This window comes from Bacillus sp. FJAT-42315, from assembly GCF_002797375.1.
Lineage (GTDB): Bacteria > Bacillota > Bacilli > Bacillales > Domibacillaceae > Bacillus_CE.
Map to the genome: position 1 here is coordinate 3,110,807 of NZ_KZ454941.1, position 15,385 is coordinate 3,126,191.

Sequence of the window (15,385 nt, forward strand, 5' to 3'; positions counted from 1 at the left end):
CTTGCTCGCTTAGTATTGTCCATATTTGATGGTTTTATACGAAAAACCACGATTTAATCTCCAAGCAGTACTTTAATTCCTTTAACGATATTCCAAATAAAAAAATACAATCCGATCAATGCAAAAATACCATACGTCACGACAATTCCAATTCCCACGGCCATTTCTCCTTGTGCACCAATCCCCAGTACACCAGAAAGTATTATTCCTACTACTAATACAATAAACGGAATCACATGCGACCAAAAAGCACTTTTTGCATGACGCTTTACCTCTTCATCAGCAACAAAATAGACAATAATCGGAAATAAAAACGGGGCAAAAAAGATACTAAAATAACATAATGATGATAACACTTGATTGGCTCTCATAAATTTCCCCTCCTAGTCCTTTTATTTTGACATAGAGAGAAAAATTTGGCTATGGATTTAGCCAAGAGAAACTTCTTTTTTGCCTACAAACTGTCCCCAAAATCTTGTTTAAATTGAGCGATTAACTTCGATGGCCAATCCGTCGTCGTTGTTAACTTCCCGAAGAAAAAGCGCAATACGTTCGGCTCATCAACAAACGTCAATCCGCCGATCAAGTGACGATTCTCATATAACCAAGCGATGCGATCAGCAGCGTACTTCACTTGTGATAACGTAAAGACGCGGCGAGGCATCGCTAAACGAACAAGTTCCATATGAGATAACGTTTCGTTGCCATCCTCATCTCGTTGCTCAGACAGCGTCCCTCTTTCCATTCCGCGAACACCGCTGACGATATAAAGAGCGGCAGCAAGTGCACCTGCTGGATATTCGTGTTGCGGAATATGCTCAACAAATTCCATTGCATTAATATGACAACCTAAGCCGCCTGCTGGTGTGACCACTGGAACGCCTTTTTTCAATAACTCCTCTGTCATATAGGAAATAAACTGCGGGCCTTGATTAATCATATGTTCATCCATTGTCTCATCTAAACCGACCGTGATTGCTTCCATTTCCCGAACACTCATCCCGCCATATGTCAAAAATCCTTCATACAACGTAATATACTCACGTAGCTTCATATAAATATCTTCATGACGCGTGCAAATTCCCCCACCACGTGCACAACCGAGCTTACGAGCCGAGAAATAAATAATATCAGACAGATCAGCCATAGCTCGTGTAATTTGGCGAATGCTCCAATCCTGACAGCTTTCTTCCCTTGCTTTAATAAAGTGAAGATTATCCGCTAACAAACTAGCATCTAACACCAGCATCAAGCCGTGCTCATCACACACCTGGCGAACATCACGCAAATTCTCAAGCGCAAACGGCTGGCCACCAATCAAGTTCGTCCCTGCCTCCATACGGACAAACGCGATATTTTCTGCTCCATTCGTGGCGATGACATCTGTCAATTTAGCGATATCCATATTGCCTTTAAACAATTCATCACTATTGATTTTCAATGCTTCATCGGAAAAAATCTCTTCGACCCGGCCACCATTTAACACAATATGAGCCTTCGTCGTCGTAAAATGATAATTCATCGGAACAACCGATCCCTTTGTTACAAACGCTTGCGAAATAATATTTTCACACGCTCTCCCTTGATGAGTCGGTAGAAAATACTTCGTGCCAAAAACCTCTTCTATTTTGCTCTCAAGCTTCGTAAACGTTTCCGAACCAGCATAGCTATCATCTGCCTCTAGCATCGCCGCCTGCTGCTTATCACTCATTGCATTTACTCCGCTATCCGTTAGCATATCCATAAAAATATCGCGGTTTTTCAACAAAAAGGTATTGTACCCGGCTTCCGCCATCGCTTCTGCTCGACGCTCAATTGGCGGCAAATTTAGCTTCTGTACAATCCTCACCTTGTGCATTTCTAAAGGGACAGATTCCCCTGAATAAAACTTCACATTTCCCATCACTTTTCTCCCCTTACTTTTTCCTAGTATCGCATTACTACTTTAAAGCGAATATGTAAGTATTTAATAATTCTATCTTATCTGAATATTTTTTAAAAGGGGAAACCGACGATAAAATGGCAAAAATGTGACAATTTTTCTACATAAAAAAGGCTGCCCTCAGGCAACCTTTTATCTTTGCACCAATTTCATTTGAGATTGAATCGTTCCAAGGTGAAGTCCTTCATGGAACAAAGCAAAGTTAAGAATATCGTCAATGCTTGTCAGCTCAAGTGGCCCAATTTTTACTTCTTTGGCAGCTTCATCTGCTAAGCGATTGGCGAAATGTGCTTGAACACGCTCCATTTGTCCTTTCAATAAGCCGATGATCTCCTCTTTAGAAGCTGGATTTTCTGACCAATCAGCTGGCTTCGTCCCTGGCGCGAAAAACGGCGCATATTTTGCTACATCTGATTCGTAACTCGGATCAGCTTCTTTTAGAAACCATTCCATCGACACATACATATGACCCGCATTCCATTTCACCGTATTCGCAAAACCTTCTGGCTGCACATCCCATTTCGCTTCGTCCATCGCCTCTAACGCCTGAATCGTCACTGTTCGAATAAAATTTGCTCTTTCCCACATTGCCAAACAAATCCCCTCCTATTCTACTTCTCTCTCATTATAAGACATTGATGGATGATCTCAAAAAGAAAGGCTTCATTTGTAAAAAATGAGGAATTATAGGATAATAATAGTATAGGAATTATTTGGAGGTTATCTCTATGCCATGGACTGTTTTCTTAATTATTCTGACCATAACCGTTATCGTCTTACGTTATATCGAAAAATCACTAGTCAAAAAATATCACATCCCTAAAACGAAAGGGTTCTTTTACAACTATGTGAATACACAGCATAAAGTGATCGAAATCTCTCTGTTGCTAGTTTATATTTTTGGCATGATGTTTTTATATTTTCCAGAAGAATCACGCATTCCATCAGCTACTTTAGCTTATTCTCCTCTCATTTTTCTCATCGTGTTGCATTTGATCCGTACTTTCATCGAATGGAAATATGAAAGGGAAACGAATCGTTATCGACTATCGCTCCTTTTTTTAGCCTTTTGTACCTTTCTGCTATTACCGGCTACTTTCATACTCGAGAAAGGATAAAAAATATGGAGATTTCTTTAATAAGACACGGTCGCTCCACCCATACAGACCGCACATGGATCAATGCCTCTCAATTCGGAGACTGGGTGAAACAGTATGATGCTGCTGGGGTATTCATAGAAGCTAATTTTCCAGAAAAAACGAAGAGAAAGATGACTAATGCCAAATTAATCGTCACTAGCGATTTAACAAGGTCCATCCATTCCGCTCATCTACTGAGCCCTCAAGCGAACATTGTGTCGAGCCCTCTGTTTCGTGAAGTAGGAATGCCTCGTCTTTCTTTCACTAAAATAAAAGCACCTCCAGCTTTATGGTCAATCCTATTAAGAGGCTGTTGGTTGTTGGGCTATTCTTCACAAACCGAATCTTTGCTACAAGCGAAAAAAAGAGCGAAAGAAGCCAGTGCACAATTAATTCGTTATACCACTGAATATGAGACTATCCTATTAGTCGGGCATGGATTTTTTAATCGTCTGACCGCTCAAGAGCTAGAGAAAGCCGGATGGAGAAGCAAAACAAAAACAAGTCGAAAATATTGGAACTGCACAACTTATTTTTTTAACTAAGGAGGAAAACAACATGCCTGTTTGCCAACATTGTCAGCAAAAGTGGAGTTGGACGTACACCTTTAAAAAGCTGTTTACATTCAAAAATCATATGCTCTGCCCTCATTGTCAGCACCACCAATTTATCACTGCAAAATCACGAAGAAAAGTTAGCCTAATTGCTTTGCTTCCGCTTATGTGGATCCTTTTATCGGCCATCGGGGTATCCGCTTCCACCATTATAATACTTGAATTACTCACATTCCCGATTGTATTAGTTATCATGCCGACTCGCTATGAACTAAGCAATCAAGAAGAACCACTGTGGTAACCAGGCACCGCTTGAGGCGCCTGGTTTTTTCATATGCTTAAATGTCCATTAGGCGATAGAGTCGCTCTTTATTTTGATTCAATTGCTGTTGAAGCTGTTGCACTGGCTCTTGATGGGAACTATTTTGAACCGCATTCATGAGTGCATTATCGGCTCGCTCAATCATGTTTCTCGCTTGTTGAATTAATTGCTCCGTCGGATGCGATTGCGCTTGCCCCACTGCCGTGGTCGCATGTTCCACTGAATTCCGTAATTGCGAAATGACATTTTCATTTTTCCAGCTCATTTTTGTATGATCGTCCACGAAACACCCCTCCTTTTCCCCTTACTATGGCTTCCATTGATATCTTTTATTCGGCAAAGGTGTTCTTTTCCTTCGTTTAGCAAATAACGATAGACTTTCTAACACCATATTGGTAAATTAACGTAAAATAGATATATTCTACAGGAGGAACAGAAATTGATTTATTGGTTAAGTGCCATCATTTTTATTTCGGGGATCGCTTATCTTTTTGCGGTTAAAGCGGAATCTTCTTTTTGGAAATATGTATTAAAGCCAGGGACGATGGTATTCATTATTTTGTTAGCAAGTACCGGGTTAAACGAGCCTACATTCTATATCACTTGGATCATCATCGGACTATTATTTTCTGTCGGTGGAGATATCTTTTTAATGCTGCCGAGCAATAAGTTTTTGCAGGGGTTAACGTCTTTCTTAATCGCCCATATTTGTTACATTGTGGCGTTCACGAATGGTTTAAGTCACTTTACGGTTGACTGGCGCATCATCGTCCCCCTTGGCCTCTTTGGCATTTTTTATTACAGCTTTTTGTACCCTAGCTTGAAAAAAGAAGGCAATCTCCTCTTACAAATCGGTGTCATGATGTATATTGCCGTCATTTGTTTCATGTTTACTCAATCGTATTCGACGGGCAGTCAATGGGCGATTATCGGATCTTTATCTTTTCTTATCTCTGATGCTATCCTTGCCTATGATCAATTCCATAAACGATTTCGCACCGCTCATTATTATGTGATGATTACATACTATTTAGCCCAATATTTGATTGCCTTGAGTGTGATCATGTAGCAAACAAAAGCCAGTTAGTCGCCTTCAGACTAACTGGCTTTTTATTATATTTAATTATAAATAGTTATATTTAGTTATAATTAGTTATTGACTATTATAATTGGATTCTTTATTGTAAATGAGGTGGACATTGGAATTTTTTTAGAAGAGGGAGAGGAATGACTGTTAAAAAACAACATCATCTAAAGCTTATTGGCTTAACGATCTTTCTCACTGTTTGTTTCATCGTCTCGTTTTCGCTTGGTCGCTACCCAGTGACGCCTGAAGAGTTGCTAAAGGTGTTAGCTTCCCAAGTGATTCCGCTAGAAACAACATGGGAAGCTGAAGTTGAAACGATTATTTTTCAAATTCGTTTACCGCGGGTGTTAGCGGCTGTTCTCATTGGTGCAGCTTTATCTTGCGCCGGTGCGACATATCAAGGATTGTTTCAAAATCCAATGGTATCTCCTGATTTACTAGGTGCATCTGCAGGGGCTGGATTTGGAGCTGCATTGGCGATCCTTTTAGGGGCTAGTTACTATTTCGTCTCTATTTCTGCTTTTATATTTGGGTTATTAACTGTGGCTATTGTTTGGGTACTTAGCACTAGAGTCAAAATGAATCCCTCGCTTGGCTTAATATTAACCGGCATTATGATTGGCTCGTTATTTTCAGCTGGCCTTTCGTTTATTAAGCTTGTGGCAGATCCGAATGATCAATTGCCAGCGATTACATATTGGTTAATGGGTAGTCTGTCTTCAATTCGCCAGCAAGATGTGTTATTTAGTGCTATTCCGATCATACTCGGAGTGATTCCGTTAATGCTTTTACGTTGGAAATTAAATGTAATGACGATGGGAGAGGAAGAAGCCCGAACAATGGGTGTGAATACGAAAGTTCTTCGTCTGTTAGTCATTTGTTGTGCCACGCTTATGACCACTGCTAGCGTAGCCGTCAGCGGTATGATCGGATGGGTCGGTCTTGTTATCCCGCATTTCACACGCATGTTGGTCGGAACGGATTATCGAGTGTTAATTCCCGCTTCTATGCTGCTTGGTGCTAGTTTTCTATTAATTGTAGATAACTTCTCTCGGTTATTATCCACGTCGGAAATTCCACTTGGTATTTTAACTGCTTTTGTAGGCGCTCCTTTCTTTTTGTATCTTATTTTGCGAGAGGGGAATCGTTCATGACTTTAGAAGTAAAACAGCTTTCTTTCGGCTATAAAGATCGCGCTATTCTACATAACCTTACATTTACGGCACAACCTCAAGATTTATTATGTGTGCTTGGACCAAATGGAGTCGGAAAAAGTACGTTGTTCCGCTGTATGCTCGGATTAATTAAACATTACGAAGGTACGGTCATCGTCTCAGGAAAAAATGTTAAGAAAATGCGACCCGTTGAGCTAGCGAAAAATATCGCCTATATTCCCCAGTCACATCATCCAACATTTAATTTCACTGTGCTAAACATGGTGTTGATGGGAGGCACGGTCCATCTTGGGCAAATGGGTAATCCGAAAGCAGAAGATGAGGAAAAGGCGTGGCAAGCGCTCGACATGTTAGGTATCTCTCATTTAGGTCATCGTGGCTATGCGGAAATTAGTGGTGGTGAGCGGCAACTGGCATTAATAGCGAGAGCGATTGTACAGCAGGCAAAAATCCTCGTCATGGATGAACCGACAGCCAATTTAGATTATGGAAATCAAATGCGCGTGATGATGCAAGTGAAAGAATTAGCGAAGCAAGGCTATACGATTATTTTATCGACGCATAACCCTGAACACGCCTTTTTATATGGGAATAAGGCGCTTGTAATGTTCCAAGGAAAAAGGATTGAATTTGGAGACCCAAAGGAAGTGTTGACAGAGTCATTACTCCAGCACGTCTATGGTGTCAACGTAAAACTGATTGACATTGATACAGAAGACGGCAAGTCACGTCTCATCGTTCCTTGCCTAAAGCAAAAGGAGAATGGACATGTTTATCTGGACTAAAGACAGTATCAACTGGTACAAACAAGCAGCTGAGTATACGAAATATGACCAAGAAATTTATCAAGAAATCGAGCCGTTTATCGAGGAAACGGACACGGTCTGTGACATCGCCTGCGGTCTCGGCTTTATTAGCATGCAGCTAGCAAAAAAAGCGAAAAGTGTCACAGCTATCGATATTAGTGCACAAGCTTTACAACTTTTACAAGAAAACATTGAACGACAATCGATTACGAATATGGAAGTCATCACTTCCGATATTGCCGACCTCCCTGCCAAACCGCAATGGGATGTCACTGTGATGAGTTTTTTCAAACAAAGCGATGATGCGATGCTTCAATTGCTAGAAATGAGCACAAAAAGAGCCATTCTCGTATTATCGAATGGAAGTAAAACAAACTTTTGGCCGAACAATTCCCGACCCTCTAAACAAGGAAATGCTGATCGGTTAATACAGGAACTGAAAGCAAAAGGAATTCGGATAAACTCCATTGAAAGAGACCTTGATTTCGGGCAACCATTTCACTCTTTTGATGAGGCCATTCAATTTATGAAACACTATGCACCGAATAATCTTCCAGAAAACTTAGAAGATCATTTGCGAGCTCACTTAGTTCCAATGGAAAAGAACCCATTCGGCTATCGTTATTACTTACCTCATATCAAAAAAATTGTCATCGTCATTGCAGACAAATAAATATCATACTTAGGGGGCACAATGATGAAAAAAAATATACTCGCCTTATCATTTTCAATGATGCTCATTACATCAGGTTTAGTTGGATGTAATACAAATGAGGCACCGAAGGAAAACAAAGAACAAACAAAGCAGACAGACAAAGCAACACGCACAATTACCGATTCTGCTGGCCGACAAGTAGAAGTTCCAGTTGAAATTTCAACGGTTGCTCCATCTGGTCCGGTTGCTCAAATGGTATTATACACATTGAATCCTGATAAATTAGTCGGCTGGTCAAGAGAACCGAATGAAACAACGAAGAAATATATGGATAAAAAATATTGGGATTTACCGAGCTTTGGAATGTTTTATGGAGATACGTTCAATTTAGAAGCTTTAATGGCCGCAAAACCTGATGTCATTATCGACATCGGTGAACCGAAAGATTCCATCGCGACGGATATGGATGACATCCAAAAAAGAACAGGCATCCCAACTATTTTCGTTGAAGCAAAGCTAGATACAACCGCAGATGCGTACTTAATGTTAGGAGATTTACTTGACGAAAAAGAACACGCGAAAAAGTTAGCTGAGTACAGCAAACAGACGATAGAAGATGCTAAAAAATTTGCAGCATCGATCCCAGAAGACGAGCGAGTGACATTGTATCAAGGCTTAGGTGATGCTGGTTTAAACACGAACGGTAAAGGTTCATTCCATTCTGAAATCATTGATGTCGCTGGCATTGAAAACGTAGCTGTATTAGATAAAGCAGCAAGTAAAGGCGGCGGTAATGAGGTGTCACTGGAGCAACTTTTACTATGGAATCCAGACATGCTTTTATTCGCACCTGGTAGCGTCTATGACAAAGTAGCAGCGAAAGATCCACTATGGAAAGACTTACAAGCGACTCAAAATGGCAATGTCTATGAAGTGCCAGAAGGTCCTTACAACTGGATGAGCTTCCCTCCTTCCGTCAACCGAATTTTAGGCGTGAAGTGGCTCGGAAACCTCGCTTACCCTGATGTTTTTAAATACGATATGATCAAAGAAACGAAAGAATTTTATCAACTATTCTATCATTACGACTTAACCGATGAAGAAGCGAAAGAACTGTTAAGTAACTCTACTTTGAAAAGAAAATAAGCGTGCGGAAGCGAGTGAGTCTAACGGTGACTCACTCGCTTATTTCATTCGACAAAAATCGGGGAGTGACAGGCACCATTTCTACAAAATGTTAGATGATGTTTTAATCAGGTAGTGTTTTGATTTAGGGTAAGGAAAATGATATAGTATTTAAATAGTTATTGTTAGTTAGTGATATTTGGAAATGAATTTATGGAGGGGAACATTATGAACAAAAAATTAATAATAAGTACATTATTCTTACTATTAATGCTTTCTTTATTAGGCTGCTCTGAAGAAACCCCTAATCAGCAATCCAATACTAAAAAAGAGTCAGAGAGTACAAAAAACTTAGCGAATGTGAAGGAATCTGTTTCTAGTGATGAAATAGAAAAAACAATAGGATATATCGAAGAAATCTCTTCCGATACTATAAAGTTTCGAGTAGATCCTAGTATTAAAGAAGCAGAATCCAGTATTCAAAATAGTGATTCTTCTGACCCTGTCATATTTAAACTGCAAAAAGTTGATGAAAATATTAGTTCTAAATTAAAGGCAGGTCAAAAAGTAAAAGTAACTCATTATTCTTCTTTTGAATATTCAGATCCACTTCAAGGAACAGCGACTGATATAGAAATTTTAGAAGAGTCATAATAAAAATGAAATTATTCTCAATAGAGTACACACTAATGGTACAAGGCTTTTTCTCTTAACGTTGTGAATTGTCAAAATCCCGACGCTACCCCTTTAAGGATTCCGCAAAAAAGCATCATGATGCCCCGCAGTTGCGGAGAAATCTGTCTCTCTATATTGCCATGAAAGACGGATATCCTTGTTGGCGCTCGCTTCAAACACTGATTTTGTGCCTTCAATCGGCTACGGGGAGTGACAGGCACCATTTCTCAATCTCTTCTTCTAGCTGAGGATGCGTTGGCTTACCGATTTGATTTTTATACTGCTTCTTCACGTTTAGTACGCTTTTTTCTCCTATATATTCGCGCAACATATGATCCATCTCCTTGACGACATGGCAGTGAATATTGTCCTTCCCTAACGCTTCCACCTTCTGTAAATCAGCGGCGTTCGCTTGCACATCTTTCTCGCCTGTGATCGCCAACACTGGACAATCCGTTTCTTGTAAAAGATTCAATATCATCTCATCTGTATAGCTTAAATGCTCACGCAGCCACTTAGCGGGAAACTTTTTAAACTGAAGCTTGATGACGTCTTCCTTAGAAGCTAAAATCGTACCAAAAAATTTATTTTGTTTCTCGGCCACTTTCTTTTCCGAAACGAGTTTACGGAGGAGAAGTCCCTTGACTCCCTTCATCGTCTTCACTTCTTCGACGATCGCCATATTTTGATACTGCATCGCTGTTTTCAACGAAGTTCCCGCCCCTGCAAGCAAGATCAATCCCGACACCGGAGATTTCGAATGAGCAATCGTTGTTAAAATACAGCCTTCACTATGTCCTAATAATACAATGCGGTCCAGATCGACATAAGACAAGGTTTTCAAAAACTCCACTTGGCTGATCACATCATTGACTAAGTCCAACATCCCCGTTTTGTAAGCATCCCCTTTACTCTTCGCCACTCCCCGCTTATCATAGCGAATTGTCACAAAACCAAGGCTTGAAAGAAACTGTGCTAGTTCCTTATAGATGTTCATTTGAAAACCTTTCATATTTCCATCTCGATCAGCTGAACCAGTACCACTGACGATCACAACCGCCGGATGCTTTTCATGCTCATTCTCTGGAATCGTTACCGTCGCACTTAATAAATACTCCCCTTGAACTATGACCTCCACCGTTTTCATCCTACTTCCCCCCTATTCGTCTTTCCCAGGCATCATCGTAAATGAAAATTTCCGCAAAGTCCTTTGACCATTTGGCTCATTCCTTGCAACCTTGATCAGTGCCTGTTTCATCTCCTCCAAAAACGCATCGCATTCTTCATCACTTAAATAAAATGGATAGCTTCTAAAACCGACACGATCTCTTTCCATATCATAATCTTCCGTGTTCACATAATGATGAAAATCAGTTAAAAGCGACATCGCAAATGTATAAAACAACTGAAAATGCTCTTCCTTGCCTCCTTGCTCTACCGCTTCTTGAATTTGTTGAAACGGATTCGTTTTCAAACGATACACCTTTTCAACCGTTCCTCTTATTTTGTTTTCCTCACAAATTTCTAAAATTTCATCCTTCACTAGCTTATTGATATGTCTGTATAAACTCGCTTGTGGAATATCTGGCAACTGCTCGGCAATTACCCGTGTCGTCACTGTTTCCTGCCCCAACAGCGTCTGTAAAATCCTCATTCTGATCGGATTTAATAGCCCGCTCAATGTTTTATAATCCACCGTATCGCCACCTTTATTATCACTTATAATTATATTATCACTTTTGATAATAATAAACAATAAGCAGTTGCTCTCCTCTACTTTTTTTGCCATAATGATATTGATTTTCCAAAGGCTTTATATTAGAAAGGAACAAAATATGGACGTACAACTATTTCACACAATTAATGATTGGGCAGGAAAAAATCACTTGCTGGATCAATTCATGATTTTATGTTCAAAATGGGGGATCTACCTCTTCATTTTTCTGATTCTCGGAGCAATATTAAATACAAAAAGTCAACGATTGGGCATTTACTGATGTCATCGCTGGCTTAGTCATTGGCATCAGTTGCTTTGTCGTTGTTCAACGCCTACCTTTTTGGAAAAAGGCAGCTTAGTTATTTTTTACTTGTCTTCAACACTGGAAGAAAAATAGATAATTTTATATAATAATGTAAAAGGATGTATATTATCATACGAGGAGGGCTTAAACATGAAACAAGCAAACAAACCTGTTACCAAAGTGCTTATTAAGCATAAAGAACCTCAAAATCTTCATGAATTCGCATCCATGCTCGAAACAATCGCAAAAAAGCTAAAGGAAGATCAGCAATTTGTCTTTTTACAAGGAAATGAAGAAATAGAAGTTAAACCCGACAATACAGTAAAAGTAGAGTACCAATACACGACAAAAGGCGACAAACACTCCTTCGAAATCGAATTCGATTGGTACGTTGGAGAAAAAGCGACGAAAACAATATCTATACGATAGCTAAAAGAAACAGGACTCATCTATCGACGACAATCATAAGAAAAGTGCCAGAACTCATCGAAAAATCGAATGAGTTCTGGCACTCTTTTTATCTATCATTCAAACTAGTAGTTTTCTAATTATACACCAATTTGTACAGCGACAATTAAAGCGACAATCGCAATGATTAACCAGCCAACAATAAGCTTCCATACAAATTTCACCCAGCGCTCATACGGTATTCCTGCAACTGCCAGGTAGCCCATCAATGCGGCAGATGTTGGGATAATTGAATTCGTAATACCATCCCCATATTGAAAAGCTAAAACAGCTACTTGTCTTGAAATTCCTAACAAATCGGCTAATGGTGTCATAATTGGCATAGTTGTCGCTGCTTGCCCACTTCCTGAAGGAATAAAGAAGTTAACGAATACTTGTACAAAATACATTCCAACAGCATTTAATGTATTCGGAAGAGAGCTAATAACAGACGTCAACCCTTGAATAATTGTATCGATAATGAAACCACTTTCTAAAATCACTAAAATCGCTCTTGCAAATCCTACAATAAGTGCTCCAAACGCAACTAGTTTCATTCCATCTACAAAGGCATCAAACATATTATTAATACCGATTCCGCTAACAATACCAGAAGCAAAACCAATAATAATGAAAGAAGCTGTTAGTTCTATTAAATACCAATCCCAATTAAATACACCATACATATTAAAGGCTAAGCCACTAATGATAATACATAATATGAGTGCATGCCTTTTTGTAAACTTAGTAAACTGATCCGCTTGTTGAGCACTTTGCTGTTTATTCATTTCTTTCATTTCAATATCATATACAACACTAAATGATGGATCAGCTTTCACTTTTGATGCATATCTCATCACGTACCAGATTGCTAGAGAAATAACAAATAAATAGACGACGAAACGAAAGCCAATCCCACTAAACATCGGTACTTCAGCTATTGATTGAGCAACCCCAACTGTAAAAGGATTCATCATTCCACCAATGAACCCACTGGCAGCCCCCAAACTAATCATCGCCGTACCTGTCACAGCATCATAGCCTAATGCACGTGCAATCGCGATACCAATTGGTACAAAAATAATACTTTCTTCTGCCATCCCCGTAGTTGCACCAGCAATGGAAAATAGGATCATCGTGATCGGAATAAGTAACTTGTCACGTTTCTCCAACTTAAGTACTGCTTTATAAATTCCTGCTTCAATCGTCCCTGTCGCACGAATAATACCAAAAGCTCCCCCAACTAAAAAGATATAAAAAATGATCGTTGCACCACTAGCCATCCCCTCGGGTATAGCCTTGAACAATTCAAAAAAAGTAGTAGGGTTAGATTCAACAACTTGATAACTATCTTTCACAACAACCGTTCTTCCATCTACTTCTGTACGTTCAAACTGACCTGCTGGAACAAAATATGTAGCTATTGCAGCTATGATCATAATACAGAAAATAATGGAATAAGTATGTGGAATTTTCTTTGTTCTTTCGTTTAAACTGTTTTCTACATTAGTGATTGTTTTCAATAAGACCCCTCCGGTTGTTCGTTTAAATTAAAGTTTAGTTACTCTATTTCCCTCCCTTCTTAATAACCCGTCGTTTATTAGTCGTTAAATGACGAAATAATTACTGTTATATTACACCTTGATCATTTTTTAAAATAATACTGAATATTCATTTAATCGTCAAGAGATTCTTTTGGTAAATATCGTTGTTATATACACTTATCTACAAATATTAAGCACAAAAAGCCGAGGAATCATCCACGGCTCATCTATTCTTTCTTTATTTCAGCTTGAATGTATCTAACGTTCGATTCAAGTCATCGGCTAAATGGCGTAAATTGGTGACCTTTTCACTCATTTTCTCAAAGGATACCATCTGTTCCGTTGTTGAAGCGGAAATCTCTTCTCCTCCGGCTGCCGCTTGTTCCACTACCGCGCTAATGCTTTCAACATTTTGAAGCACTTGCTCTCCGCTTATTTTTGCGTGTTGAACACCTGTTAGCAAACTCGTTAATTCGACCGTAATTGCTTGTACTTTCTGTTCGATATTATCAAATGTGTTACTTACTTTCTCCATTGACTGACGCTGTTGATCGGCAATATGTACTCCACTTACGACTGATTGTGAGACCTCAGTGATTCCGGTTTGAATAAGCGCTACCATCTCAAAAATTTGAGTCGTCGCTCTTGTCGATTCTTCTGCTAGTTTGCGTACTTCTTCGGCAACCACAGCAAAGCCTTTCCCAGCTTCTCCAGCACGCGCCGCTTCAATCGCCGCATTTAAAGCGAGCAAATTCGTTTGGTCCGCAATATTCGAAACTGTTTGTGCCATGTCTCCAATTTTTGATGTGTAATCAACAAACGTCTTCGTCGCTTTTTCAACCTGCTGTGTTGTTTCTTTATTTTTTTCGATTAATTCCTGCTGAAGAGCCATCACCTGTTGACCAGATTGAATCGCCTCGACTGCTTCTTGTCCGTATGTAACAGCTGTCTTTGATCGCTCCACATTCGTTAAAGATTCACGATCTACCTGTTCGATAAGCGTCACAGCCTGTTGCAAATCTTCTGAAATGGATTGAGAGCCTGCTGCTAACTCATCAGTAGCAATCGCAACTTGATTACTCATTTGAATTAACCCCTCATTGTCCGATTCAATCTCTTTTGCAAATCCTTTTACTTCCTTACTAACGGTTTCAATAGAAAATAATAATCCTTTTAACTGGTTGACCATCGTTGAAAAAGATTCATTAAGTGTCCCCACTTCATCCTTCATAGCATACTGGAATGGCTCCACGTTTAAGTTTCCTTGAGAAATTTCATTGGCATGTGAAGCAAGGCTCGCCAATGGCTTAGTGATTGATCTCATCATCTGAATACTAATGATCACCGAAACGATGATGAGAGTGATGCTTCCAATAATCGCCGATGTAATAATAAATGAGATTTTCTTTTCCAAATTGTGTTGAACTGTATCATACTCCTCGTTCACATACAAATTTAATAAGTATACATCATTTAAAATGCCATCTATTCGAATCGATTGCTTCTTCACTTCAACTTGATTTTTCGCGTTTAAAAACGGAATCGTTTCACTTTTCCATGCTTTATATTTTTCATTCACCTTTTTAAAAGACTCAACACTTTCTTGATCCTTCAATTGCTTCGACAATGCTTTCAGTAGCTGATCGATTTCTTCTATATTTTGTTCTGCTTCTACCTTATGAGCATCTGTGACAGTAAAGGAAAAATTATTAACCGCCTGCTTCGTTGTGTTCATGCTAGCCTCTAGTTTTTGAACGTTTATTAAACTTGCTACATTATCTTTATTTGACGATTGAATGGCAATCATATTGACCAATATAAACACAATCATTAAAATCGCTAATACTAATCCGACTAAAGAGTTTAATATTAACTTCTTCTTGAGCGTCATGA

Annotated in this window: 18 protein-coding genes; 10 read left to right on the forward strand and 8 right to left on the reverse strand. The window is 39.2% G+C overall.

What is annotated here, in order from left to right; genetic code table 11:
• Positions 1 to 53: 53 nt before the first annotated feature.
• The 3 genes from CEF22_RS15255 to CEF22_RS15265 form a co-directional block, all read right to left on the reverse strand.
• Positions 54 to 371, reverse strand: a complete 318-nt coding sequence (locus CEF22_RS15255; RefSeq protein ID WP_100403534.1) for a magnetosome magnetite crystal formation protein family — start codon at positions 369 to 371, stop codon at positions 54 to 56.
• 83 nt (positions 372 to 454) lie between these two features.
• Positions 455 to 1,903 carry a tryptophanase gene (locus CEF22_RS15260; RefSeq protein ID WP_100403535.1) on the reverse strand — a complete coding sequence of 483 codons (1,449 nt, stop codon included), beginning with the start codon at positions 1,901 to 1,903 and terminating at the stop codon, positions 455 to 457.
• Positions 1,904 to 2,074: 171 nt separating this feature from the next.
• On the reverse strand, positions 2,075 to 2,530 hold the full coding sequence (locus tag CEF22_RS15265) for a DinB family protein (protein WP_232726213.1): 456 nt from the start codon (positions 2,528 to 2,530) through the stop codon (positions 2,075 to 2,077).
• Positions 2,531 to 2,670: 140 nt separating this feature from the next.
• Between CEF22_RS15265 and CEF22_RS15270 the strand changes: the two genes are divergently transcribed.
• The 3 genes from CEF22_RS15270 to CEF22_RS15280 are packed head-to-tail and all read left to right on the forward strand — an operon-like array spanning position 2,671 to position 3,936.
• A complete protein-coding gene (locus tag CEF22_RS15270) occupies positions 2,671 to 3,060 on the forward strand; it encodes a DUF4181 domain-containing protein (RefSeq protein ID WP_100403537.1) in 390 nt (129 codons plus the stop codon).
• A 5-nt stretch (positions 3,061 to 3,065) separates the two neighbouring features.
• The gene (locus CEF22_RS15275; RefSeq protein ID WP_100403538.1) at positions 3,066 to 3,626 is read left to right on the forward strand and encodes a histidine phosphatase family protein; all 561 of its coding nucleotides are present in this window, start codon (positions 3,066 to 3,068) and stop codon (positions 3,624 to 3,626) included.
• A gap of 13 nt (positions 3,627 to 3,639) precedes the next feature.
• The gene (locus CEF22_RS15280) at positions 3,640 to 3,936 is read left to right on the forward strand and encodes a TIGR04104 family putative zinc finger protein (RefSeq protein ID WP_100403539.1); all 297 of its coding nucleotides are present in this window, start codon (positions 3,640 to 3,642) and stop codon (positions 3,934 to 3,936) included.
• 37 nt (positions 3,937 to 3,973) lie between these two features.
• On the opposite strand, the gene CEF22_RS15285 is transcribed toward CEF22_RS15280, so the two are convergent.
• Positions 3,974 to 4,240: a DUF3813 family protein gene (locus CEF22_RS15285; RefSeq protein ID WP_100403540.1), complete on the reverse strand. Its 267-nt coding sequence runs from the start codon at positions 4,238 to 4,240 to the stop codon at positions 3,974 to 3,976.
• Between the two features lie 156 nt (positions 4,241 to 4,396).
• Between CEF22_RS15285 and CEF22_RS15290 the strand changes: the two genes are divergently transcribed.
• The 6 genes from CEF22_RS15290 (at position 4,397) to CEF22_RS15315 (ending at position 9,459) form a co-directional block, all read left to right on the forward strand.
• Complete coding sequence (locus tag CEF22_RS15290; RefSeq protein WP_100403541.1) at positions 4,397 to 5,026, forward strand: lysoplasmalogenase; 630 nt, start codon at positions 4,397 to 4,399, stop codon at positions 5,024 to 5,026.
• Positions 5,027 to 5,184: 158 nt separating this feature from the next.
• Positions 5,185 to 6,198, forward strand: a complete 1,014-nt coding sequence (locus CEF22_RS15295; RefSeq protein WP_100403542.1) for a FecCD family ABC transporter permease — start codon at positions 5,185 to 5,187, stop codon at positions 6,196 to 6,198.
• Positions 6,195 to 7,004: an ABC transporter ATP-binding protein gene (locus CEF22_RS15300; protein ID WP_100403543.1), complete on the forward strand. Its 810-nt coding sequence runs from the start codon at positions 6,195 to 6,197 to the stop codon at positions 7,002 to 7,004. Before CEF22_RS15295 ends, CEF22_RS15300 begins: the two co-directional genes overlap by 4 nt.
• The gene (locus CEF22_RS15305; protein ID WP_157843250.1) at positions 6,988 to 7,698 is read left to right on the forward strand and encodes a class I SAM-dependent methyltransferase; all 711 of its coding nucleotides are present in this window, start codon (positions 6,988 to 6,990) and stop codon (positions 7,696 to 7,698) included. The genes CEF22_RS15300 and CEF22_RS15305 overlap by 17 nt, the downstream gene beginning before the upstream one ends.
• Positions 7,699 to 7,719: 21 nt before the next feature.
• Positions 7,720 to 8,826 carry an ABC transporter substrate-binding protein gene (locus CEF22_RS15310; RefSeq protein ID WP_198508077.1) on the forward strand — a complete coding sequence of 369 codons (1,107 nt, stop codon included), beginning with the start codon at positions 7,720 to 7,722 and terminating at the stop codon, positions 8,824 to 8,826.
• A 207-nt stretch (positions 8,827 to 9,033) separates the two neighbouring features.
• Entirely contained in the window at positions 9,034 to 9,459 is a 426-nt protein-coding gene (locus CEF22_RS15315; protein ID WP_100403546.1) for a DUF3221 domain-containing protein, read from the forward strand.
• Positions 9,460 to 9,673: 214 nt separating this feature from the next.
• Here CEF22_RS15315 and CEF22_RS15320 read toward each other — a convergent pair whose 3' ends face one another.
• Both CEF22_RS15320 and CEF22_RS15325 read right to left on the reverse strand, forming a co-directional pair.
• Entirely contained in the window at positions 9,674 to 10,627 is a 954-nt protein-coding gene (locus tag CEF22_RS15320; protein ID WP_100403547.1) for an alpha/beta hydrolase, read from the reverse strand.
• A gap of 12 nt (positions 10,628 to 10,639) precedes the next feature.
• On the reverse strand, positions 10,640 to 11,176 hold the full coding sequence (locus tag CEF22_RS15325; RefSeq protein WP_100404036.1) for a helix-turn-helix domain-containing protein: 537 nt from the start codon (positions 11,174 to 11,176) through the stop codon (positions 10,640 to 10,642).
• Positions 11,177 to 11,651: 475 nt separating this feature from the next.
• Between CEF22_RS15325 and CEF22_RS15330 the strand changes: the two genes are divergently transcribed.
• Positions 11,652 to 11,930, forward strand: coding sequence for an amphi-Trp domain-containing protein (locus CEF22_RS15330; protein WP_100403548.1), 279 nt, complete (start codon positions 11,652 to 11,654; stop codon positions 11,928 to 11,930).
• Between the two features lie 119 nt (positions 11,931 to 12,049).
• On the opposite strand, the gene CEF22_RS15335 is transcribed toward CEF22_RS15330, so the two are convergent.
• Both CEF22_RS15335 and CEF22_RS15340 read right to left on the reverse strand, forming a co-directional pair.
• On the reverse strand, positions 12,050 to 13,462 hold the full coding sequence (locus CEF22_RS15335; RefSeq protein ID WP_100404037.1) for a YfcC family protein: 1,413 nt from the start codon (positions 13,460 to 13,462) through the stop codon (positions 12,050 to 12,052).
• Positions 13,463 to 13,730: 268 nt separating this feature from the next.
• The gene (locus CEF22_RS15340; protein ID WP_100403549.1) at positions 13,731 to 15,383 is read right to left on the reverse strand and encodes a methyl-accepting chemotaxis protein; all 1,653 of its coding nucleotides are present in this window, start codon (positions 15,381 to 15,383) and stop codon (positions 13,731 to 13,733) included.
• Between the last annotated feature and the right edge of the window lie 2 nt (positions 15,384 to 15,385).

Coding starts and splice junctions, on each gene's coding strand:
- CEF22_RS15310 (WP_198508077.1), top strand. CDS start 7,720: ATGATGAAAAAAAATATACTCGCCTTATCATTTTCAATGATGCTCATT.
- CEF22_RS15330 (WP_100403548.1), top strand. CDS start 11,652: ATGAAACAAGCAAACAAACCTGTTACCAAAGTGCTTATTAAGCATAAA.
- CEF22_RS15315 (WP_100403546.1), top strand. CDS start 9,034: ATGAACAAAAAATTAATAATAAGTACATTATTCTTACTATTAATGCTT.
- CEF22_RS15265 (WP_232726213.1), bottom strand. CDS start 2,530: ATGTGGGAAAGAGCAAATTTTATTCGAACAGTGACGATTCAGGCGTTA.
- CEF22_RS15255 (WP_100403534.1), bottom strand. CDS start 371: ATGAGAGCCAATCAAGTGTTATCATCATTATGTTATTTTAGTATCTTT.
- CEF22_RS15260 (WP_100403535.1), bottom strand. CDS start 1,903: ATGGGAAATGTGAAGTTTTATTCAGGGGAATCTGTCCCTTTAGAAATG.
- CEF22_RS15280 (WP_100403539.1), top strand. CDS start 3,640: ATGCCTGTTTGCCAACATTGTCAGCAAAAGTGGAGTTGGACGTACACC.
- CEF22_RS15320 (WP_100403547.1), bottom strand. CDS start 10,627: ATGAAAACGGTGGAGGTCATAGTTCAAGGGGAGTATTTATTAAGTGCG.
- CEF22_RS15305 (WP_157843250.1), top strand. CDS start 6,988: ATGTTTATCTGGACTAAAGACAGTATCAACTGGTACAAACAAGCAGCT.
- CEF22_RS15295 (WP_100403542.1), top strand. CDS start 5,185: ATGACTGTTAAAAAACAACATCATCTAAAGCTTATTGGCTTAACGATC.
- CEF22_RS15270 (WP_100403537.1), top strand. CDS start 2,671: ATGCCATGGACTGTTTTCTTAATTATTCTGACCATAACCGTTATCGTC.
- CEF22_RS15340 (WP_100403549.1), bottom strand. CDS start 15,383: ATGACGCTCAAGAAGAAGTTAATATTAAACTCTTTAGTCGGATTAGTA.
- CEF22_RS15300 (WP_100403543.1), top strand. CDS start 6,195: ATGACTTTAGAAGTAAAACAGCTTTCTTTCGGCTATAAAGATCGCGCT.
- CEF22_RS15275 (WP_100403538.1), top strand. CDS start 3,066: ATGGAGATTTCTTTAATAAGACACGGTCGCTCCACCCATACAGACCGC.